Annotated in this window: 25 protein-coding genes; 5 read left to right on the forward strand and 20 right to left on the reverse strand. The window is 72.4% G+C overall.

Annotated features, from left to right (window positions below):
• Nucleotides 1–109: 109 nt before the first annotated feature.
• From ACZ6CV_RS32945 to ligD, 11 genes are all read right to left on the reverse strand, one after another.
• The gene (locus ACZ6CV_RS32945) at nt 110–397 is read right to left on the reverse strand and encodes a gas vesicle protein K (RefSeq protein WP_355817310.1); all 288 of its coding nucleotides are present in this window, start codon (nt 395–397) and stop codon (nt 110–112) included.
• A gap of 3 nt (nt 398–400) precedes the next feature.
• Nucleotides 401–589 carry a gas vesicle protein gene (locus ACZ6CV_RS32950; protein ID WP_362360344.1) on the reverse strand — a complete coding sequence of 63 codons (189 nt, stop codon included), beginning with the start codon at nt 587–589 and terminating at the stop codon, nt 401–403.
• On the reverse strand, nt 586–1,392 hold the full coding sequence (locus ACZ6CV_RS32955) for a GvpL/GvpF family gas vesicle protein (protein ID WP_469255220.1): 807 nt from the start codon (nt 1,390–1,392) through the stop codon (nt 586–588). Before ACZ6CV_RS32955 ends, ACZ6CV_RS32950 begins: the two co-directional genes overlap by 4 nt.
• A 31-nt stretch (nt 1,393–1,423) precedes the next feature.
• Nucleotides 1,424–1,786: a gas vesicle protein gene (locus ACZ6CV_RS32960; protein ID WP_355817314.1), complete on the reverse strand. Its 363-nt coding sequence runs from the start codon at nt 1,784–1,786 to the stop codon at nt 1,424–1,426.
• The gene (locus ACZ6CV_RS32965) at nt 1,783–2,961 is read right to left on the reverse strand and encodes an SRPBCC family protein (RefSeq protein WP_469255009.1); all 1,179 of its coding nucleotides are present in this window, start codon (nt 2,959–2,961) and stop codon (nt 1,783–1,785) included. The genes ACZ6CV_RS32960 and ACZ6CV_RS32965 overlap by 4 nt, the downstream gene beginning before the upstream one ends.
• Nucleotides 2,954–3,637: a DNA primase gene (locus tag ACZ6CV_RS32970; protein ID WP_469255011.1), complete on the reverse strand. Its 684-nt coding sequence runs from the start codon at nt 3,635–3,637 to the stop codon at nt 2,954–2,956. Before ACZ6CV_RS32970 ends, ACZ6CV_RS32965 begins: the two co-directional genes overlap by 8 nt.
• A 2-nt stretch (nt 3,638–3,639) precedes the next feature.
• Nucleotides 3,640–3,879, reverse strand: coding sequence for a gas vesicle protein GvpG (locus ACZ6CV_RS32975; protein ID WP_355817323.1), 240 nt, complete (start codon nt 3,877–3,879; stop codon nt 3,640–3,642).
• Nucleotides 3,880–3,886: 7 nt separating this feature from the next.
• A complete protein-coding gene (locus tag ACZ6CV_RS32980; RefSeq protein ID WP_355817326.1) occupies nt 3,887–4,627 on the reverse strand; it encodes a GvpL/GvpF family gas vesicle protein in 741 nt (246 codons plus the stop codon).
• Nucleotides 4,624–5,055: a gas vesicle structural protein GvpA gene (locus tag ACZ6CV_RS32985; protein WP_362360332.1), complete on the reverse strand. Its 432-nt coding sequence runs from the start codon at nt 5,053–5,055 to the stop codon at nt 4,624–4,626. The genes ACZ6CV_RS32980 and ACZ6CV_RS32985 overlap by 4 nt, the downstream gene beginning before the upstream one ends.
• Before the next feature lie 66 nt (nt 5,056–5,121).
• Nucleotides 5,122–5,526, reverse strand: a complete 405-nt coding sequence (locus tag ACZ6CV_RS32990; protein ID WP_469255012.1) for a gas vesicle protein GvpO — start codon at nt 5,524–5,526, stop codon at nt 5,122–5,124.
• An 81-nt stretch (nt 5,527–5,607) separates the two neighbouring features.
• Nucleotides 5,608–6,594: a non-homologous end-joining DNA ligase gene (gene ligD, locus ACZ6CV_RS32995; RefSeq protein ID WP_469255013.1), complete on the reverse strand. Its 987-nt coding sequence runs from the start codon at nt 6,592–6,594 to the stop codon at nt 5,608–5,610.
• A 255-nt stretch (nt 6,595–6,849) separates the two neighbouring features.
• Here ligD and ACZ6CV_RS33000 point away from each other — a divergent pair, with 255 nt between their 5' ends.
• Entirely contained in the window at nt 6,850–7,437 is a 588-nt protein-coding gene (locus tag ACZ6CV_RS33000) for a hypothetical protein (RefSeq protein ID WP_469255014.1), read from the forward strand.
• Between the two features lie 39 nt (nt 7,438–7,476).
• On the opposite strand, the gene ACZ6CV_RS33005 is transcribed toward ACZ6CV_RS33000, so the two are convergent.
• Both ACZ6CV_RS33005 and ACZ6CV_RS33010 read right to left on the reverse strand, forming a co-directional pair.
• Nucleotides 7,477–7,986, reverse strand: a complete 510-nt coding sequence (locus ACZ6CV_RS33005; protein ID WP_469255015.1) for a hypothetical protein — start codon at nt 7,984–7,986, stop codon at nt 7,477–7,479.
• 135 nt (nt 7,987–8,121) lie between these two features.
• Nucleotides 8,122–9,975: a transketolase gene (locus ACZ6CV_RS33010; RefSeq protein ID WP_469255017.1), complete on the reverse strand. Its 1,854-nt coding sequence runs from the start codon at nt 9,973–9,975 to the stop codon at nt 8,122–8,124.
• A 399-nt stretch (nt 9,976–10,374) separates the two neighbouring features.
• Between ACZ6CV_RS33010 and ACZ6CV_RS33015 the strand changes: the two genes are divergently transcribed.
• Nucleotides 10,375–11,367, forward strand: a complete 993-nt coding sequence (locus ACZ6CV_RS33015; protein WP_469255018.1) for a TIGR03557 family F420-dependent LLM class oxidoreductase — start codon at nt 10,375–10,377, stop codon at nt 11,365–11,367.
• A gap of 90 nt (nt 11,368–11,457) precedes the next feature.
• Entirely contained in the window at nt 11,458–12,555 is a 1,098-nt protein-coding gene (locus ACZ6CV_RS33020; RefSeq protein ID WP_469255019.1) for an enolase C-terminal domain-like protein, read from the forward strand.
• Nucleotides 12,556–12,705: 150 nt separating this feature from the next.
• Here ACZ6CV_RS33020 and ACZ6CV_RS33025 read toward each other — a convergent pair whose 3' ends face one another.
• Nucleotides 12,706–13,215 (reverse strand): phage holin family protein, encoded by a 510-nt coding sequence (locus ACZ6CV_RS33025; protein WP_469255020.1) that lies wholly within the window; start codon nt 13,213–13,215, stop codon nt 12,706–12,708.
• Between the two features lie 241 nt (nt 13,216–13,456).
• Between ACZ6CV_RS33025 and ACZ6CV_RS33030 the strand changes: the two genes are divergently transcribed.
• Nucleotides 13,457–13,534: a 50S ribosomal protein bL37 gene (locus ACZ6CV_RS33030; RefSeq protein ID WP_370443954.1), complete on the forward strand. Its 78-nt coding sequence runs from the start codon at nt 13,457–13,459 to the stop codon at nt 13,532–13,534.
• A gap of 216 nt (nt 13,535–13,750) precedes the next feature.
• Entirely contained in the window at nt 13,751–14,107 is a 357-nt protein-coding gene (locus tag ACZ6CV_RS33035) for a VOC family protein (RefSeq protein WP_469255021.1), read from the forward strand.
• 59 nt (nt 14,108–14,166) lie between these two features.
• Here the strand turns inward: ACZ6CV_RS33035 and ACZ6CV_RS33040 are convergent, their stop codons facing one another.
• The 6 genes from ACZ6CV_RS33040 to ACZ6CV_RS33065 form a co-directional block, all read right to left on the reverse strand.
• Nucleotides 14,167–14,556, reverse strand: coding sequence for a VOC family protein (locus ACZ6CV_RS33040; protein WP_469255022.1), 390 nt, complete (start codon nt 14,554–14,556; stop codon nt 14,167–14,169).
• Between the two features lie 98 nt (nt 14,557–14,654).
• On the reverse strand, nt 14,655–16,631 hold the full coding sequence (locus ACZ6CV_RS33045; protein ID WP_469255023.1) for a DUF5107 domain-containing protein: 1,977 nt from the start codon (nt 16,629–16,631) through the stop codon (nt 14,655–14,657).
• Between the two features lie 93 nt (nt 16,632–16,724).
• On the reverse strand, nt 16,725–17,621 hold the full coding sequence (locus tag ACZ6CV_RS33050) for an arginase family protein (protein ID WP_469255025.1): 897 nt from the start codon (nt 17,619–17,621) through the stop codon (nt 16,725–16,727).
• 212 nt (nt 17,622–17,833) lie between these two features.
• Nucleotides 17,834–18,391 (reverse strand): GNAT family N-acetyltransferase, encoded by a 558-nt coding sequence (locus tag ACZ6CV_RS33055; RefSeq protein ID WP_469255027.1) that lies wholly within the window; start codon nt 18,389–18,391, stop codon nt 17,834–17,836.
• A gap of 96 nt (nt 18,392–18,487) precedes the next feature.
• Complete coding sequence (locus tag ACZ6CV_RS33060; protein ID WP_469255029.1) at nt 18,488–18,733, reverse strand: LapA family protein; 246 nt, start codon at nt 18,731–18,733, stop codon at nt 18,488–18,490.
• A 116-nt stretch (nt 18,734–18,849) separates the two neighbouring features.
• A complete protein-coding gene (locus ACZ6CV_RS33065; protein ID WP_469255031.1) occupies nt 18,850–20,619 on the reverse strand; it encodes a CocE/NonD family hydrolase in 1,770 nt (589 codons plus the stop codon).
• Nucleotides 20,620–20,775 lie beyond the last annotated feature (156 nt).

Below are 20,775 nucleotides of genomic sequence, written 5' to 3' on the forward strand. Positions count from 1 at the left end.
CCCCCCCCCCCCCCCCCCCCCCCCCCCCCCCCCCCCCCCCCCCCCCCCCCCCCCCCCCCCCCCCCCCCCCCCCCCCCCCCCCCCCCCCCCCCCCCGCGGCCGTCCCGGGTCACTCCCTGGGCAGCAGGGGCCCCAGCGGCCCGAGGTCCAGGTTCAGGTCCTCCGGCCGCAGCCCGTACCGGTCCCGGAGTTCGGCCATCCGGTCCTCCAGGAGCATCAGCGTGAGGCCGACCCGCTCCTCCTGGTCCTCGGTCAGCTCGCCGGTGTCGAAGCGCCGCACGGCCTGGCGCTCCATCAGCTGACGCAGGAGTTCCACGACGGTCAGGACCAGTTTCACCAGGTCCCGCTCGACCGTGTCGGGGTCGAGGTCCATGCGTTTGCGGCGGTCAGGCTCCATGGGTCACTCCAACTTCGGCCACGGTGCGGGCACCTGCTCGTTCACCGAGCTGATCAATGCCTTCAGGTCGATGCGCACGAGGTCGACGTCCGCGATCCGCAGGGTGATGTCACCCGCGATGACCACGCCGCCGGCGAGCAGCCGGTCGAGCAGATCGACCAGGGCTATCTCGCGGCGCTCCACGACGGTCATGCGGGACGCTCCTCCTCGTCGCCGGTGAAGGAGTACGCGGCCCACGGCCCCGTCAGCTCCACCCGCAGCCGGCTCGTCCCCTGGTCCTCGTCCTTGGTGCGGTCCACCATCTCGACGAACTCCTCGGAGTCCGCGCGGGGCACCAGATAGGCCGCGTTGAGGACGTTGCGACCGGGTGTGCCGGCGAGCTCGGGGTTCTGCGGAGCGTGCAGCCGGGAGGCGTCGGCCCGCTGCGCGAGCCTCTCGTGCAGCCGCCGCGAGAAGGCCTCGGCCTGCTGCCAGCTCTCCTCCTGCGCCGTGCGCTGGCTGCGCCGCCTGCGCAGGTAGTCGCGCCCGCTGCCCGGCTTGCTCGGCCGCGGCGCGTCGGCCGGCGTCTGCTGCGGCGAGGCCTGCTCCTCCTCCTTCTCCAGATAGACCTTCACGCCCCACTCGACGCGCCCGTCGATCCGCTCCAGGACCCGGTGGAAGCGCTCCTCGCCCTCCTCCAGCATGGCGCGTACGCCGCTGTCGTCCCGGAAGACCGTCGCGAGGCGCAACGGCAGCGGGCAGGTGACCGACGTCAGCGCGTCGATCACCCGCTGGTGGGCGCGGGCCGTCTCGGAGAGCCAGTCCAGGTCCTCCAGGTGCCGGCGCAGCGCGTCCTCCGCGAAGTCCCGCTCCGGCACCGGGCCGACCAGCGCGATCAGGCCCGCGTGGCTGAGCTGGCGCGGCGGGACGCCGCCGACCCCGGTGAGGTCGGCGGCGAGCGGTGCGGCGAGGGGGCGGCAGACCGCGTAGACGTAGCGCAGGTCGTCATGGCGCATGTCGTCGTGGCGCGGGCTGTCGCCGTGCCGTTCATCGTTCACGGCGTTCATCTGTCTCCTTGTCGGCCGGCTCCAGGGACTGCCGCTCCTCCAGTTCCGCCAGCCGCTGTTTCAGCTCGGCGTTCTCCCGGGAGAGTTCGGAGTGGCGTGCCCCGGAGGAGAGCGCGGGATCGCCCTCCCACCAGTCGATACCCATCTCCTTGGCCTTGTCGACCGACGCGACGATGAGGCGGAGCTTGATCGTGAGCAGTTCTATGTCGAGCAGGTTGATCTTGATGTCGCCGGCGATGACGACGCCCTTGTCCAGGACGCGTTCGAGGATGTCGGCGAGGTTGGCGCCGCCACCGCTGCCGCCGTAGGGGCCGGGCAGCCCGCCGCCCTGGGAGACGGTCATCGACGGTCCCGTCCGCCGGCCGACTCGGCGTACTCGCGCTGCTTCTCGTCGTCGACGTCGGCCTCGTCCTCGGGCTCCTCGTCGTACTCAGCCTCGGGCTCGTCCTCGAGTTCCTCCTCGGGCTCGTCCTCGTCCTCGTACTCCTCGGCCGGTTCGTCCTCCCGGTCGGCCTCGTCCTCGACGTCCTCGTCGTCCTCGACGTACTCGGCCTCCGGGTCGTCCTCTTCCTCCTCGGCGGCCGGCTCGTCCTCGAACTCCTCGTCGGCCTCGGTGTCGCGGCCGTCCTCGTGCTCCTGGTCGTCCTGCTCGTCCTGGTCGTCCCGGTCCTGCGCCTCGCGCTCCTCCTCTTCCTCCGCCACCGCGTCCTCGTGGCTGCGGACGACCTCGCCGTCGCGGATCTCGCCGCGCCAGCCGTCGCTCGCCTCGCCGCGCATCGAGATGTGCCGGGCGAAGTTCTTGAGGTCGAGACGGGCCCGGCGGCCCTGGGCGCGCCAGATGTTGCCGGTCTTCTCGAACAGGCCCTTCGGGTAGTACTCGATGACCAGCAGCACCCGGGTGAGGTTCTCGCCCAGCGGGTGGAAGGTGACGACGCCCTTGGTGGTGCCCTTGGCTCCCTCCGACGTCCAGGTGATCCGCTGGTCCGGCACCTGTTCGGTGGTGTGCGCCTTCCAGCTGCGGCTGGACCAGAAGACCTTGAGCTGCCAGTCGGAGTCCGTGTCGTTGGCCACCGTGGCGCCCTTGACGCCCTTGGCGAACGTGGAGAACTCCTGGTACTGCGTCCACTGGTCGTAGGCGTCACGGACCGGCACGCCGACGTCGATGGTCTCCAGGATCACGGTGGGCTTCTGGCCCGCGCCGCCCTTCTTGCGCTTGCCGCCGAGGCTCTTGAAGGCTTCCTTGGCCTTGTCCTTCAGGTGGCTGCCGCCCAGTTCCAGCGCGCTGCGCACCGGGCCCTTGCCCTCGGCGACCTTCTTGCCGGCGTTCAGCGCCAGCTTGCCGAAGCCGGGGCTGTTGCCGTCGGCGATGTCGTTCAGCTTGCCGGTGGCGTCGCCGAGCTTGTGTCCCACGCCGACGAGCATGCGCTCGACCTGGGCCATCATGTACGCCTGCGCCTCTTCCTTCAGGCGGTCGGCGGCGGGGCTCTTCGTGATGTTGCTCAGGGGTGACTCAGCCATGATCGCGGTCTCCCTTCGACCTGCCGCCGCTCGTACGGGCCGACGAACTCGCCCTGCGAGCGGTGCCGCGCGCCGCAGACGTGGACTTCTTCTGCGCGGTCTTACGGGCCGTCTTCTGCGCGGTCTTCTTGGCCGGGGCCTTCTTCGCCGCCGCCTTCGGGGCGGACTTGGCGTCGGACTTCGCGCCCGACTTCGGCGCGGCGCGCTTCGCCGGCGCCTTCTTGCGGGGCGCGGACTCCTCGGACTCCTCGGACTCCGCGTCCTCGTCCCGGTCCTCCCGGTCCTCGGCGTCGTCGTCGCGCTCATCGCGCGCGTCGTCGTCATCGTCGTCGTCCCGGTCGACGACCTCGCCCGGCACCACACCGGAGATGCGGTCCTGGACGTCCAGGGTGCGGTCGTGCAGACGGTCGGCGAGACCCTCCAGCTGCCGGTTCAGGAGCGATCCCGTGGCCGCCTTGCCGACGCCCCGCAGGTCCTGGCGCAGCTGGTCGCCTATCTCCTTGAACTGCGGGTTGTTCTCCAGCTGCTGGGTCACCAACTGGCCCAGCGCCTTGGGGCTGAGGTTCAGCTTCTTGCCGGCCACCATGCTGCCGACGGCGAACGCGAACTTCGCCTTCTTCGTGCGTCCGAGCACGTACCCCGCGCCTACGGCGAGGCCCACTGCGAGTCGGTTCATAGTCAGAAGTCCTGTCCTGTGCTGTGCTGCAGGCGGTCGAGGAGTTCGTCCTCGCGCCGCTCGAAGTCGGCCTCGTCGATCTCTCCCGCCTCCAGGAGCTCCTCGAGGCGGGAGAGTTCACGACGGATCGCCGAAGGGTCGTAGTACTGCCGCTCCGCCTCGTCGACCACCTGCCTGAGCACCCAGAGGGAGCCGCGGGCCGGGGCGAGGGGGAGCATGAGCAGTTCGCCGATCAGTCCCATGGGGTCGTCATTCCGCCGGTTCAGCGGGCCCCGGGTCGACGAAGCTGTACGGGGGCAGCGGACCGTGCACCTTCAGCTCCAGGTGCGGCTGGGTGGCCTTCAGCTCCTCGACGGCGGAGAGCAGGCCCTCGGCGGACTTGCGGTCCACCAGGAACGAGACGTTCGCCAGCCAGCCGGTGCCTTCGGGTCCCTCGGCCACCGCTTCGACGGTCGGCTCCAGGGCGCGCCGCACCTCGATGGCGTCGCTCGCCTCGCGGGCCCGCACGCCGTTGGTGATGGCCTCACCGAGCTGCAGCTTCTGCTCGTGGGTGCCGCCGCCCTGGCGCTGGTTGGCCTCCACCATGGCGCGCAGCTCCGGGTTCTCGGCGAGAACCTGGTGCAGTACGGCCTCTTCGTTGTGGCTGGCCTTGACGTTGTACTCGACCTTGCCGTCGAGGGTGCGCAGCCGCTCCCCGTAGTGCCCGGCCCGCTCGCCGAGCACCGAGACGACCGTCTCGTCGTCCGGGGCGAGGCTGCCGAAGCGCATCGGGAGCACCGAGCCGCCGGCGCCGGCCTCCGAGAGGACGTTCTGGTGCGCGAGCAGGTCGCGCCGCTTGGGCTTCAGGTCCTCGGGGGCGTCGCTCACGATGGCGGCGAGGTCGCCGTTCTTCAGGACGCGCACGGGGCAGGCAGGACGGCCGATGCCCTCCATGCCGTCCGGCAGCGCCGGGTGGGAGCTGCTCGCGATGCCGTAGACGTACGTGGTCACTCCTTCTCCTCCTTCCGGCGCGAGGACGTGGAGCGTCGGGCCCGAGGACGGTCCTCGGTCTCGCGCTGGCTCTCCTCACGGGACTGCTTGAAAGCGTCGGATATCGTCTCGGCGGCTCCGGAGAGCGCGCCCTTCGACTTGCCCTTGGCTCCCGACTCCGTGATCTCACCCACGAGGTCGGGCAGACCGGGGTCCTTCTTCTGACCCGTCTCCAGGTCGAGGCGGTTGCACGCCTCGGCGAACCGCAGATAGGTGTCGACGCTCGCGACGACGACACGGACGTCGATCTTCAGGATCTCGATGCCGACGAGCGAAACGCGTACGAAGGCGTCGATGACGAGTCCTCGGTCGAGGATGAGCTCCACGACGTCGTACAGGCCACTCGTGCCGCCTCCGCCGCCGGACTGTTGTGCCGGGACTACGGTCATACCGACTCTGCCTCCTTGAGTCTGGGTTCTCTCGTTCTCTCGGTTCCGGTCCTCTGTCGCCCTGTCCTAATGGCCGCCGGGTTCCGCACGTCCGCGCTCGTATCGGCGCAGCCGCCGGTAGCCCGTGAGCTCGCCCTGCGCGTCCAGCTGTACCTCGTAGCTGGCGAGGAGGCTCATCGTGTCGGGGACACGGGACAGTTCGAGGACCTCGACCTCCAACAGCCAGCCGTCTTCGGCGCGTTCGAAGGACGACACCGACTCGGGCGTCATGCCGGTCAGCTCGGCGAGCTGCTCGCGTGCGCCGCCGAGGACCGTCCTGAGCCCCGGCTTGGGCTTGTCGGCACCGGCCGAGTCGTGCTGCCCGGTGTCGTCCTGGCCGGCGTCCGCGTCGCGCTTCTCCGACGTCTTCGTCTCCGGTGACTTTTCACCTGATGACTTGCTGTCTGTCGTCTTACGTGTCGTATTGGCCATGTTCACCTCCTCCTCCGAGTTACCGCTAGAGCCTTGGCCAAACGTGATCGCTGCGTATCCGGTCGGGCACCGTCGCGCCGTTCAGCCGCGCAGCGCGCGCAGCTTGTGACGGGCCGGTCCGAGCGCGCGTCCCGAGCGCAGGACGTCGGCCCACGGATCGGTCCTCGCCTGCTCCACGGCGTTGTCGATGGTCCAGCGACGGGCGTGCACGGCGGGATCGTCGAGCTGCCGCCACGCGATCGGTACGGCCACCGGTGCGCCCGGCGCGGACCGTACCGAGAAGGGGGCGACGGCGGTCTGCGCGTAGCCGTTGCGCCGCACGTCGAGGTGGAGCCGGTCGCCGCGCGCCTGTTTGCGGGCGGCCGTGGTGAACCGCTCCGGGTGGGTGTCGGCGAGGGTGTCCGCGACCTCGCGTGCGAAGTCGCGGACGTCGTCGAAGTCGTGCCGGCCGTCGAGGGGGACGACGACGTGGAGTCCGCGGGAGCCGGTCGTCATCGGCGCGGACGGGAGGCCCATGTGGTCGAGGAGTTCACCGAGCAGCCGGGCCGCGTCCCGTACGACGTCGAAGTCGCCCTGCGCGGGTTCGTCCTGCGCGGGGTCGAGGTCGAACACCATCCGGTCGGGGTGGTCGACGCGGCGCGAGCGGGAGAGCCAGCGGTGCAGGGTGAGACAGGCCTGGTCGGCGAGGAAGAGGAGGGTCGCGGTGTCGTCGCACACGGTGTGCGCGACGGTGCCGCCCTCCTTCGCGACCTCGGCGCGGGTGACCCACTCCGGATAGTGGTCCGGGGTCTCCTTCTGCAGGAACCGGGGTCCGCCGACGCCGTCCGGGTGGCGTTCCAGCGTGAGGGGGCGGCCGCGCAGGTGGGGCAGCATGTAGGGGGCGACGGCCCGGTAGTAGTCGAAGAGGTCCTCTTTGGTGTGCCCGCTCCCGCCGGGGTGGCCGTCGGTGTGACCGTCCATGTGCCTGCTGATGCGGCCATCCGTCGCGCCGGCCGGGAAGAGCACCTTGCGCGGCCGGTGCAGCTCCACGGTGCGGCGTCCGGCCCGCACCGTCCGTACGTCGTCCATGGGGCTCCTTTCGCTCGCTCCGCCGGCGGCCCGACGTCCCGGCCGGGTACCCAGGGGTGCGCCCGGTACGCGTGCCGGGGTGACCGGGCGGGGTGGGTGAGGTGGGGTCAACCCTGGTGGAGAGGGTGGCTGCCCCCACCGGGAAGTCGGGGGCGGGCGGGCGTGCCGCGGGGCCTCGCGGCCGGAAGGATCGATGCCAGGACGAGCCGCCCCCGTCCCACTCCTGTCAGTCTTGTCACTCCTGTGAGGCCCGCCATGCCGTACGACTCCGACGCGCCGTCCCCGTACCGCTCCGAGCCGACGCGTCACCCCGCCCCCGGCTGCGAACTGCCCCGCGTCCCCCGCCCACGTCCCCGCTCGCACGACCCCGGACCGCTGGCCCGCGCCCTCGCGGGCACCGACGAACCCCCGGCTCCCGGCGCCGTACGGGCGGCGGTCGCACTGTGGCTGACAGCGGTCGCCGCGGGGGTGTTCGGGACGGTGCTGGCGGCCGTCCGCCCCACGTCAGGAGCGGGCCCCGCCGCAGGCCTGGGCGCCGACGGTTTCCTGCTCCGCATGGCGGTGCTCTCGGCGACGGTCCTGCTGGCGGTGCGGATGCGGCGCGGCTCGTCCTGGGCCCGCGGAACCCTGGCCGCCGGCCTCGTCCTACTGCCCCTGGCGGCCGCGACCGCCCACCTGCCGGACGACGGCCCCACACTCGGCACCGCCATCCGGAACGCAGGCGTACTCGATGCCCTGTCAGGCGCCGCCCTGCTCATACACCTCACCGCGGCGATCGCGGCGACGACACTGATGTTCCGCCCCACGGCGAACGCGTGGTTCAGACGGACACGGACGAGCTGACGGCGCCCGCTCAGCTTGCTCCGACCCGAGCGTCGACGCTCAATCCCCGTTCGACACGCCCAGGTCGTGGCGCATGGCGGCTCGCATGGCTCCGAGCATCTTCCAGATCTCGTGCTGGGCCCGAGCCGCGGTCTCCATCGTTTCGCCCGGTTCGGGCGCACCGCGTTCCAGGGGCTTGACCTGGCCGTAGACGTTGTTCAAGGCCCGGTTGACAGCACTCGCTCGCATGAGCACTTCTTCGGGCGCGATCATCTGTGCTTCGGAGTACCGATCGCGGTGCGCGTTCTTCGCCTCCTCGAGTGCGTCACTGTCGGCCTCCTGCACGCCGCGTTCCCTCATGAGGTGGAGGTGACGGTTGAGTCCGGTGGTGAACTGCCGGGCATCACGGTTGAGTTCCACATAGCAGGTGCGTCGCAGCGAACGGTTCTCCCGGATCTCCTCGTGGTCCCGAACGAGCTCTATCTCCCGGCGTTTCGCTCGTTCGGAGCCGCGCTGGGTGAGGAGCGCCCCACCCAGGGTTTCTGCGACGCCTGCCACCGCGATGATCACTGAGCTGGAATCCACCGACGTACCCCGTGAGTCTGCTCGGCCTCGCGCCCACTGCACGCTGCCCGGGCCGTCAAGTCTCCCGCTGCTCGGTGCGCCGGACCTGCCGTTCTCGGGACAGGGATCCCGGACGCCCGCTCAGCGGACCACGCCCTCCTCCACCAGGAGGCGGGCCGCCGTTGCGATGGAGTCCGCGTCGATGCCCGCGGCGTGCAGTTGTTCCTCGGGGGACGCCGAGCCCGGCATCGAGCGGACCGCGAGTCGGACGAGGCGCGGCACCGGTCGGCCGTCGGTGAAGGCGTCGAGGACCGCGTCGCCGAGGCCGCCCTGTTCACGGTGGTCCTCGACGGTCAGCAGGCAGCCGGTGCGCTCGGCCGCCTCGCACAGGGTCTCGCGGTCGACGGGCTTGACCGAGTACAGGTCGATGACGCGCACCGGGATCCCTTCGCCGGCGAGGGCGTCGGCCGCCGCGAGCGCCTCGTGGACGGTCACGCCCGCGGCCACCACGGTGAGCCGGTCCGCGTCGCCGGAGCGCAGCACCTTGGAGCCGCCGATCGGGAACTCCTCGTCGGGGCCGTAGATGACGGGCGCGTCCCCGCGCGACGTACGCAGGTAGCGGATCCCGTCGAGCCCGGCCATCTGCGCGACGAGCTGACCCGTCTGGTGGGCGTCGCACGGGTAGAGGACCGTGGAGCCGTGCACCGCGCGGAAGAGCGCGAGGTCCTCCAGGCCCATCTGGGACGGGCCGTCCTGGCCGATCGCGACGCCCGCGTGGGAGCCGACGAGGTTGATGCCGGCGCCGCTCACCGCCGCCATCCGCACGAAGTCGTGGGCGCGGGTGAGGAACGCCGCGAACGTCGACGCGTACGGCACCCAGCCGCGCGCCGCCAACCCCACGGAGACGGCGACCAGTTGCTGCTCGGCGATGTAGCACTCGAAGTACCGGTCGGGGTGCTCCTTGGCGAAGTACTCGGTACGGGTGGAGTCGCCGACCTCGCCGTCCAGCGCCACGACGTCGCCGCGGGCGGTGCCGAGCGCGGCGAGTGCCTGTCCGAAGGCGTCGCGGGTCGCGACGGCCTCGCCCAGCTCGTAGCGGGGCAGTTCGAGGTGGCCGCTGCGCACCGCGTGCAGCGCCCGCGCCGCCGCCGGCTTCCGTACCTCCACGCGTACGTCGCGCACGCCGCCCAGCTCCTCGACGGCCGCCTCGGCATCCGGCAGCGGCTTGCCGTGCAGGCCCTCGCGGTTCTCCACGGAGGCGACGCCCTTGCCCTTGACGGTGCGGGCGAGGATCACGGTGGGCTGACCGCTGGTGGAGCGCGCCTCCTGGCAGGCCCGGTCGATGTCGTCGACGTCGTGCCCGTCGGTCTCGACCACGTGCCAGCCGAAGGCCCTGAAGCGGTCGGCGTAGGCGCTCAGCTGCCACTCGTGGCGGGTCGGGCCGCGCTGGCCGAGGCGGTTGACGTCGACGATCGCGGTGAGGTTGTCGAGGTGCTCGTACCCGGCGTGCTCGGCGGCCTCCCAGACGGAGCCCTCGGCGAGCTCGCTGTCGCCGCACAGCACCCAGACGCGGTACGGGATCCGGTCGAGCCGCTTGCCGGACAGGGCCATGCCGACGCCGACGGGCAGCCCCTGCCCGAGCGAGCCGGTGGCGACCTCCACCCAGGGCAGGGCGCGCGGCGAGGGGTGCCCCTGCAGACGGCTGCCCTGCTCGCGGAAGGTGAGCAGTTCCTCGTCGGTGAGCGCGCCGGCCGCCTTGTACGCGGCGTAGAGCAGCGGCGACGCATGGCCCTTGGAGAGGATGAAGCGGTCGTTGCCGGGGTGGTCGGGCCGCTCGAAGTCGTACTGGAGGTGGCCGCCGAGCAGCACCGCCATCAGGTCGGCGGCGGACATCGACGAGGTGGGGTGGCCGGAGCCCGCGGCGGCCGAGGCCCGTACGGAGTCGACCCGCAGCTGCCGGGCGAGGGCGTCCAGGTCTTCACGGTTGAGGGGCATGAGGGTCCTCCTTGGACTGCGGGAGTACGAGGGCGGAGTGCGGGCCGCCTTTGGGCTGCCGCCTGTGGGCTGCGGGCGGCGGACCGCCCTGGGCTTCGCGCTACGAGCTTCGGGCCTCGGGCCACCGCACGGCGCGCGACGCTCCGGCCCGGCGGGTCGGACCCCCCGCGTGCCCCTGGGCGACGGTCGCCAAACTCCCATTCCGGACAGGTCGCCCCGAACGGCGGGAACCTCACCGCGGGCAGCGGGAACCTCAGTGCGTCCGGCGTCCGGCGTAGGCGGAAAAGTGCCGCATAGCCGCCGAGCCACGGCCGTTTGCTCCCGCGTCGCGGGGTTACCCGCAGTTCTGTCCGGCAAGCATCCGGCAAGCTCCACCCGCCGCCGCGGAGGTGCACCCCCATGCCCGAGTACGGATACTTCCTGTCGACCGAGGAGTTCGGTCCCGCCGACCTCGTCGAGCAGGCCCGGATGGCCGAGCAGGCCGGGTTCCAGGCGCTGTGGATCTCCGACCACTACCACCCGTGGAACGCGGCGCAGGGCCAGAGCCCGTTCGTCTGGTCGGTGATCGGCGCGCTCACCGAGGCGGTCTCGCTGCCCGTGCAGACGGCGGTGACCTGCCCGACCGTACGCATGCACCCGGCGGTCGTGGCGCAGGCCGCGGCGACGTGCGCGGTGATGACGGGCGGCCGGTTCCGGCTCGGGGTCGGTACGGGCGAGGCGCTCAACGAGCACGTGGTCGGCGGCCCCTGGCCCCCGGTCCACCGGCGCCTGGAGATGCTGGAGGAGGCGATCCAGATCATCCGGAACCTCTTCACCGGCGAGGAGGTCAGCCACCACGGGACGCACTACACGGTCGAGAACGCCCGCCTGTACACGGTGCCGGACGAGCCCGTCCCCATCGACATCTCGGGCTTCGGCCCCAAGGCGACGGCGCTCGCGGCGCGGGTCGGGGACGGGTTCATCACGATGACGCCCGACGAGACGCTCGTCTCGCACTACCGCAAGGGCGGCGGGGGCGGGAAGCCGGTCAGTGGCGGCCTCAAGGTGTGCCACGGGCTCGACCGCGAGGAGGCGGTGCGCCGGGCCCGCGAGGTGTGGGGCAACCAGCTGCTGCCGGGCGAGCTGGGTCAACTCCTGCCCACACCACGCCACTTCGAGCAGGCGGCCCCGCTGGTCACCGACGCCATGGCCGCCTCGTCCTTCACCTGCGGCGACGACGTCGACGAGCACGTCGGGGCGCTCACCGCGTTCGCCGACGCCGGGTTCGACCGCGTGTACGTGAGCCAGATCGGTCCCGATCAGCGGGGCTTCTTCGACTTCTACCGTACGAAGGTGCTGCCGCAGGTACAGGGTGCGGCGCCCGCGTCCCCCGGCGAGGGCGCACCCCGCTGACGCGCCCCGCTCACGCACTCCGCTGACACACCCCGCGAACGCGCCCCCTAGCCGCCACCTCCCTCGCGCCCTAGCCCTAGGAAAGATCCGATGAAGCACGAAGTCCCCATTGAACGACCCTCGGTCTCCGCCTACACCGTGCCCGCGGACGGCCCCGAGGCCGACGGCACCTTCGCCTGGGACACCACGACCATCGTCATCGTCGAGATCACCGCGGGCGACGCGACGGGGACCGGCTGGACCTACGCCCCCGCCGCCGTGGCCGCCCTCGTCGACGAACAACTCACCCCGGAGATCAGGGGACTTGACGCCCTCGACATTCCCGCCGCACACGACGCGATGACGAAGACGGTGCGCAACACGGGCCGCCCCGGCGCCGCCGGCTGCGCGATCTCCGCGGTCGACATCGCCCTGTGGGACCTCAAGGCCCGGCTCCTCGAACTCCCCCTCGTCCGGCTCCTCGGGGCCGCCCGCAACGAGGTCCCCGTCTACGGCAGCGGCGGCTTCACCACGTACCACGACACGCATCTGGCGGCGCAGCTGAACGGCTGGGTGCACGGGCAGCACATCCCGCGCGTCAAGATCAAGATCGGGGAGGCGTGGGGCCGGGCGGCGGCCCGCGACGTGTCCCGCGTGCGCACCGCGCGCGACGTGATCGGCCCGCAGGCCGAGCTGTACGTCGACGCGAACGGCGGCTACACGCGCAAGCAGGCGGTACGGGTGGGCGGGGTGCTCGCCGAGTACGGCGTGGGCTGGTTCGAGGAGCCGGTCTCCTCGGCCGACCTGCGGGGGCTCGCGCAGGTCAGGGACGCGCTGGTGTGCGACGTGACGGCCGGCGAGTACGGCTACGACCTGCCGTACTTCGCCCGCATGATCCCCTCCGTGGACTGCCTCCAGGTGGACGCGACGCGCTGCGGCGGCATCACGGAGTGGCTGCGCGCGGCGGCCCTCGCGCAGTCCCACGGCCTGGAGGTGTCGGCGCACGGCGCGCCGCACGCGCATGCCGCGGTCGCCGCGTGCGTGCCGAATCTGCGGCACATCGAGTGGTTCCACGACCACGTGCGGATCGAGTCGATGTTCTTCGACGGCGCGCTCGACCCGACCGGCGGTGTGGTCCGCCCGGACGGCGGCATCGGTCACGGTCTGCAGCTGCGCATCGACGAGGTGGAGGAGTTCCGGGTGGCGTGAGGGCGGGGCGTCGGGGCGCCCCGAGACGTTCGTTCCGCGGACGGATCGGGGCCCGCCGCGACGGGGGAAACGCGGCGGGCCCCTGCGGCCCGGGTGCCCGGCATACGGGGCCTCATGCCCGGGCCGGGAGTTGTCGTCCCCGGCCGGGCTTCAGGCCTCCCTGCGCGGAGAGGCCTCCCCGTCCGGCGTGGGGGCCGGTGCGGTGGGGGGCATGGGCGGGGGTGCGGGGACCGCCGCGCCGTCCGGTGTGGTGAGTCCGCCGGGAGGGGTGGGTGTGGGCGCGGCGGCGGGGTTCGCGGGCGGGGCGGTTGCGGGCGGCGTGGTCGGGGCGGGGGTCGGGGCCGCCGCGTTCCTGCCAGGTCCGCTTCCCTGCCGGGCCGCATTGCGCAGCAGGACCGCCGCGCCGCCGAGGGCGGCCCCCATGATGAGCGCCGCTGCCCAGGACGGCAGTCCCAGGTCGATGACGAGGCCGAGGCCGAGCGCGACCGCGGCGCCCGCGTAGAGCGCGGCGGCGCCGGACGCGGCGTAGAGCGTGGCCTTGCGCCGCTGCTTCCTGGTCTGCTCGCGCAGCTCTTCCCGCAGCTCGGCGCGGATCGTCCGGACCAGTTCGTCGGTCAGGCCCTTGTCGAGGCCGGTCAGTGTCTTCTCGGGACCAGTCATGGCGGCCGGGTACCCGGAGCGACCGACGCCTAACGGCGGACAACGGCAGACGCCCACGTCGCGCCGCGGGCGCGTGCGCGTGCGCGTGCACCGGCATCCGGGTCGCCCCGCCCACGCCCGACAACGCTGGACCCACTCCCGTGACGCAGGCCACACCATGCCGAGGTGGCGACCTGGGTAGGCGGCGCATGATCGCTCGGGTTCGCACCCGGGAAGCACCATCGGAAACACGGAGGTATCCATGTCCTCGAAGCGACGTCGCAAGAAGAAGGCCCGCCGCAAGAACGGCGCGAACCACGGCAGCCGTCCCCAGTCCTGACGGCGGGCAGACCACCGGAGGGCGGCACCGAATGGTGCCGCCCTCCGACGTGCCGCCTCCCACTTGCCTGCCGCCCTCCCACTTGCCTGCCGCCGACGGGAGTTGGCGGGCGGAAGGAACCGGAGATCTTCTCGCCGGAGGCGGTGGCGGGCGAGCGGGCAATCATGAAATCGTTGCGGAGCCGGTGGCAGGTCGGAGAGGTGAGGGCGGTCCATCATGGAGATCCTGGGAACCACGCTGCGGATCTGCGTCGAGGACCTGGAGTCCTCGGTCGCGTTCTACGAACGGCTTGCGGGCGGGAAGGCCATGCGCTTCGAGCGCAGCGGCGTCTCCGTCGCGGCCGTCGGCTGCTTCCTGCTGATGAGCGGCCCGGAGCACGAGCTGGAGGTGCTCCGCAAGGTCTCCGCGACCATCGCGGTCGAGGACGTCGACGAGGCGTACTCCGTCCTCGACGCCTCCGGCGCCCGCATCATCGCAGGACCGGTGCCGACCCCCGTCGGCCGCAACCTCATCGCGATGCACCCGGACGGCGCCGTCTTCGAGTACGTGGACCGTCGCGTCGTCGACAGCTGAGCCACCCCGTTGGGCGGAGGGCGAGCGGCGCCGCGCAAGGCCCGCGCCGCCACCTGAGGTCAGGCGGCCGTCGTGACCTTCCACAGGTGGCCGTCCGGGTCGCTGAAGTACCCGTAGTAGCCACCCCACTTGGTGGCGGCCGGCTCCTTGACCACGGTGGCACCGGCGGCCCGCGCCGCACTCACGGCCTCGTCCACGTCGTCCCGTGATCCGGTGATGAAGTGGAGGGAGACACCGCGGAAGCCGGAGCCCTCCGCGGAGACACCCGCGTCCCGCGCGGCCGCCTCCCGTTCGTACAACGCGAGCATCGGGGACCCGTCCCCCAGGCTGCAACGCACGAAGCCCGCGTAGTCCTGATCGAGCCCGCACCCCATGCCCTCGACGTAGAACTTCTTGGCGCGCTCCAGGTTCTCGACGCCCAGCATGACGGCGTTCATCTGCAGTGACATGACTTCTCCCTCAGGTCGGTACCGTCACGCTATAGCCGCAGATGTCGTCGTGCTTCTCCATTCCTGACCGGTCCACGAGAGCCTCACGGTGGTCGGCCTCAGCCCTCCTGCGGCCGCATCCTGAAGTCGTACCGCGCCGGCACCTCCTCGCCGGTCGCCGCCGACCACAGCTCGCCCAGCGTCTCCGCGCCCTCGCGCAGGTCCGCCACCTCGAAACCGGACTCGAAGACGGTCCGCACGCCCGCCATGTCCCGCTCGGCATAGAGGAGTTGGGCCTCCAGGAGGCGGAAGCGGCCCTCGGCGCGGGTCGTCTCGCCGAGGCGGGACCAGACGGCGCGGGCCGCCTCCGTGCGCTCTGCGGCGAGCAGCGCCGTGAGCGCCTCCCGGGCGAGCGCGGCCGTGGCCGCCGTCCAGACGGGACCGTCGTCGCGCCGCTCCTGGCACAGGTCGTCGAAGGCCTCCGCGTACCGGTCGGCGGCCCGTTCCGTGTTGCCCTCCGCGCGGTCGGCGACGGCGAGGCAGCGCAGCAACGGCCAGCGCGACGGGGCGAGTTCGAGGCCGCGCTCCCAGCTGCGGACGGCTTGCGCACGGTCGCCCGCGTGCCACTGGGCGATGCCCAGGTGGTACTCGGCGAGCGGGCGCGCGGGCGCCGTCTCCAGCATGTCCCGCCAGTGCGGGGCGACCAGGGTCGGTCCCGGCGGGGTGACCTTGCGCGGCTCGGGGACGGCCCCGGTGCGGAGCAGCTCCAGCCACGGCGTCTGTTCGGGGCCGAGGGTGGACTCGGGGAAGGGCGTGCCGGGCAACTTGTACTCGGCGCGCAGGACTTCGAGGGCGCCCCACCCGGAGCCGGTGGCCAGCACCTCGCCCGGCTCGGTGTCCGCGGCGGCCAGCCACGCCTCGTACGCGGCGTCGACGGCCTCGCGGGGCAGCGCCTCGGCGAGCCGGGCCGCGACCTCCTCCCGCGCCCCTGCCCAGTCGCCGTGCACCCGGTCCGCGGGGGCGGACAGCGGCCCGTACGACTCCAGCCAGCTGAACTCGGCCTCGGGGTCCAGGCGTACGTGCTCCAGCTGGGTGCGGGCGAGGCCCGACTGGATCTCGGCGTAGCCGCCGGTGCCCGGCTCGGTGAGCCACTCCTGCCAGCGCCGCCCGCCGGCGGCCGTGCCCCAGAGGAAGAGCTTGCGGCCGCGCGGCAGGTCCGTCGAGGTCTGGACGAGTCCGTTCCCCTCGTCGTCGAGCGCGGCGATCCAGCGGCGGGCGTCGTCGGGCACGTCGTAGAAGTAGTCGGCGGGGTACTGGCTGCGCGCCGGGTAGGACCGGTCGACGCCCTCGAACTCCGGGACGGCCACCTTCCGCAGCCCGCCCGTGTACGCGAACCGCCAGGCCTCGTCGGCCGGGGCGAGCACCCTGCGCTCCTCGGGCACCGCGATGTTCGACCACCAGTAGACGGGCGCGGGCCTCTCGTGCGGATTGCGGACGCGGACGCCGACGTGCAGGAAGTCGGAGTCCTGCGGGAGCCACAGGTCGACCTGGAAGGGCAGGTCGCGCAGCCGCTCCCACTCCCACAGGCGCAGCATCTCGCCGCCGTCGGGCGCGGTCACGCGGGCCGCGTGGACGGGGGCGCAGGACAGTGTGGTGTGGCCGGTGGCGCCGATGTTCCACTCGATGCCGCCGGAGATCCAGGCGCCGTTGAGCGCGAAGGCGGCGGGCTGCAACACGGGGTTGCGGTAGAGGAGTTCGCGGCCGGTCGGCTTGTGCAGGAGGGAGTGGACGCGGCCGCCGTAGCCGGGCAGGACGGTGGCGCGCAGCCGGGCGTTCTCGACGACGATCACGTCGAGTGCGGTCTCGGTGCGCTCGCGTCCGTACCCGTCGAGGACCCGGGTGGGCAGCGGATCGCCCAGCGGCTCGTACCCGAGCTGGCGCGCCATGTCGCGCGGCAGCCCCTCCTTGTCGCGCGCGTCGAGGGTGGTGTGCACGTTCCGCAGCGGCAGCAGGGGCGGCAGCGGATTCTCGGGCCCCGGCTCGGCAGCGGGCAGGGTCAGGACGTCGCGTCGCACGGTGGTCTTCACGATCACCATGGAACACGCTCGTCGTGGCGTCGGCCAGAGGCCGCCCGGGTCAGGATTGGGCAAAGGCGGTGGGGGCCGTTCCGCGGCGGGTCGGACAGGCTCTCAGGACGGGGCGAGGGCCGCCACGACCACGTCGGTGAGCAGGTCGCCCGCCTTGCCGTCCGGGTCGAGGTCGGGGTCGTAGATGGTGACGTTGAGGCCGACGCAGCGCGGGGAGCGCACGAACGGCCGCAGCAGTTCCAGGAGTTCGTCGGCGAACAGCCCGCCGGGGTCGGGGCTGTCGACGGCCGGCATCACCGAGGGGTCGAGGACATCGGCGTCCAGGTGCACCCAGAAGCCGTCGAGTTCGGGCACTTCCAGGGTCTGCGTCACGGCGCGGGCGATGTTCTCGGCGCCCCACTTCCTGAGTTCGCCGACGGTGGCGTTGGCGATCTTCAGGGCGGTGAACTCGGCGCGGTCCTCGTCCCCGTCCCGCATCCCGAAGAGACACACGTCCTCGTCGCGCACATAGGGCCGCAGCCCCTCGATGTCGGTGAGGTCGTCCTGCCCCCGGCCGGTGGCGAGGGCCAGCTCCTCGCCGCCCGCGGCGCCGATGCGGTCGGAGTTGCCCGGGTGGCGGAAGTCGGCGGAGCCGTCGATGGACGCGATGCCGTAGCGTCCGATGCGGCGCAGCGCGAGGACGGCGCCCAGCTGGATCGAGCAGTCGCCGCCGAGCACGACGAGGAAGTCCTCGGCGCGCACGTGGTGTTCGATGCGGTCGGCGAGCTTGCGGGTGTACGCGGCGATGGCGGCCGCGTTGAAGACGCCGTCGCCCTCCTGCCAGTCGCCCCGGTCGTAGCGCGGCGGCACCACGACGCCGCCCTCCAGGGCGCCGATACGGCGCAGGATGCCCCGCTCCCGCAGGGCGCCGGCCAGTTTGTAGCAGCCGGGCACGGTGCCGGGGGCGGGCGGGCGCAGGCCCAGGTTGGAGGGGGCGTCGACGACCACGATATTCCGCATGCCGTCCATCCTGGGCGACGGACGCCGACGCTTTCAACACGGTCGGGGCACCGGGAGGCGGGACCGGGGCGGAACATGCGTACGGGGCACGCCCGTCGGGTGATCGTCCACGGCAGGTGGGACGCCCCGGCGGACGCGCCGGGCGCCGCTGCGCACGCCGTGGCCGGGCAACGCCTTTTGGCGCGAAAGGAGTTGGTCGGCCAGGGGCCCGGTCAGCCGGGGAGCGGGCTCCGGGGCATGTCCGCGGTGATCGCCCAGCGTTCGTGGTCGCGCCAGGCCCCGTCGATGAAGAGGAAGTCCGGCGAGAAGCCTTCGAGGCGGAAGCCGGCCCGGCGCACCAGTGCGAGGGAAGGGGCGTTGCCGGGCTGGATGTTGGCCTCCAGGCGGTGCAGGCCGAGGTCGCCGAAGGCGTACGCGAGGACCAGTTCGAGCCCCTCGCTCATCAGGCCGCGTCCGGCCGCGTGCGCGAACGCGCCGTAGCCGAGGGTGCCGCTGCGGAAGGCGCCCCGGACGATGTTGTTGATGTTGATGAACCCGCCGACGGCGCCGCTGTCGCGCTCGCACACGAGGAACCCGGTCCGGTCGGGGTCGGCGATGAGCATCCGGGCGTAGTCGCGGAAGGCGTCGTCGGTGCGGGGCGGAAAGAGCCACGGATGGTGCATCTCGCCGCTCTCCCTGGCGCGCGCGGTGAACTCGGCGGCATCCGCGAGGGTGAGGGGGCGTATGCCCACGCGGGGGCCTTCGGCGAGGGGGGCGGCGTGATCGGGCATCCGCTCACGCTACCCGCAGCCGCCGCGCACCCCCGCGCGGCCCCACATGGCGCGGTAGGCCGCCGCACGTGGCGCAACGCGCCGCCGGCCGCGCGCTCACCTGCGACGGCGCATGAAGTAGGCGCCGCACAGCGCGCCGATCAGGCCGGTGCCGAGCAGCGCCATCCACAGCGGCATCGTCACCTCGGGGATGAGCAGCCGGATCTTGGTGCTGCGGGTGTTCTCGAAGATGAAGACGAGGGTGAGGACCGCGATGACGGCGACGACGACCCTGCCGGGCGTCACCAGGCCGGTGCCCGAGCCGCCGCCCTGGGTGCCGCCCGTGGAGGTGTTGCGGCTCATGCTGTGGACCCTTCCGTCGCAGGTGCGCCTCCCCTGCTCCCCAGCATGGGCAGGCGGGGGGCGGAGCGCGCGGCGGGGGTGCCTGCGGGGCGGGCGGCTGGGCCGTACGGGTGACGTCAGGGGCGGACGACCGGCAGGTCGAGGACGCCGGTGTCGTCGGGGGCGCTGGTGACCGTCACCGGCTTGACGCCCTTGTTGGCGCCGTAGGCCCCGTCGCTCGCGGCCACCACGAACTGCAACCGGTGCCCCTTCTCGTAGCGGTGCACGAGCCCCGGCAGCGAGACGGTGAAGGGCCGGGTGACGTCCGGCACCCGCACCGGCGCGACCAGCCGGTGGACGAGGGTCTTGGTGCCGTCGGGCGCGACGTCGTACAGCTTGGCGAAGAGGACGAGTTTGTCGGCCGCGTCGCCGGAGTGCTGCACGCGCTCGGTCCTCGGCGAGATCACCTTCAGGGTCGCCTTGGGCGCGCCGACGACGTCGACGGGGTCGGTGAAGGGCTCGGTCGTCCAGTCGAGGTAGGTGCCCTTGGTGTCGTGCGGGGCCGGGTCGGGCAGGCCGAGCAGGCCGGCGAGCGAGGACTCGGAGTGGCTGGTGGGGATGAGCCAGTTGCGGTACTCGCGGCTGCCCCGGGTCACCTTCTCGCGGTGGTCGACGAGCTTCCCGTCGCCGGAGAGGTACAGCCTGCGGCTGAGGGCGGGCACCTTGTCGGCGGTGGCGTAGGTGTGGTCGGGGTCGGCGATCCAGTCGCGGTAGTAGGCGAAGTCGGGGCCGGTGTCGACGCCCTTTTTGCCGTGCAGGTAGCGGTCGAACCAGGCGAGGATCCGCTTGCCGACGTAGGAGGTCTCCAAGTTCCCCTGGCCCATGTTCAGTTCGCCGGCCGCCGGGTCGCTCACGCCGCCGCTGTGGCCCGCGGACTGCCAGATCATCTTGGCCGTGGTGCCCTGCGCCTTGAGCGTCCGGTACGTCGCGGCGGCCTCGTTGAGGTTGAAGAGGCTGTCGACCTGGCCCTGGACGAGCAGGGTCGGCGTCTTCACCTTGTTCAGGTACGAGACCGGGGAGACGCCACGCGCGAACTTCTGCAGGGCGTCGGTCTTGTCGGCCGGGTAGCGGCCGGAGTTGAGGGTGCGGATGGTCTCGCAGGCCCGGGTGACGAAGTGCAGACAGCCGAGCCGGTTGACGCGGGACGGGTCGAGGTTCGGGACGAGCAGCGGCTGGCCCTCGCCGATGAGGTAGAAGCCGTTCATCCACTGCCACTTGGCGGCGCCGGGGACGTCGCGGTCGGCGGCGTTGTTCGGGTCGAGGGAGTACGCGAGGTCGTTCCAGGTGATCATCGGGACGAGGGCGTCGACCCGGTGGTCCACGGCGGCCGTCGCCATCTGGACGGCGCCCCCGTAGCTGCCGCCGATCATGCCGACGCGGGGGTCGCCCGCGGCGTCGGCGGTGACGTAGTCCGCCTTCGTGCCGTCGTCGGCGGCCCGTTCGCCGCCGAGGAAGTCGACGAGCCCGGCCGCCGCCCTGCCGTCGATCTCCGGGTCGTCGAGGGAGATCAGGCACCCGGACTTGCCGAAGCCGAGGCCCGAGTAGACGAGCGAGACGTATCCGCGCCCCGCGAAGGCCTTGCCGATGGCCGCCGTCCCGCCGTCGGACTTGCTGCCGCCGAAGCCGTTGGTGGCGAGCACGGCGGGTGCGGGGTGGGCGGCGTCGACCCCGGCGGGCCGGTACAGGTCGGCGTCGATCGTGCAGGTCCTGCCGCCCGCCTGGACGGTGAACTTCAGCGCGGTGACGGTGTACTGGCCGCTCGCGCCGGCCGGGGCGGGGCCGGTGAGCGCGAGCGGCGCGGCGAGCGCCGCCGCGGTGGCGAGGGTCAGGGCACGGCGACGGGACAAGGGGACCTCCACGCTGAGGACGGCCGACGACCGGCGACTACCGGCCGGTAAGTACCGGCCGGACGTCATCGTGTGACACGTGTCAGGCCGGGGTCAACGTCCATGACAGCGGTTTCTGTCACGGATTTCCGTACGGGTTCCCCTTGCCGACAGTGG

The organism is Streptomyces sp. NPDC041713 (genome assembly GCF_055591085.1).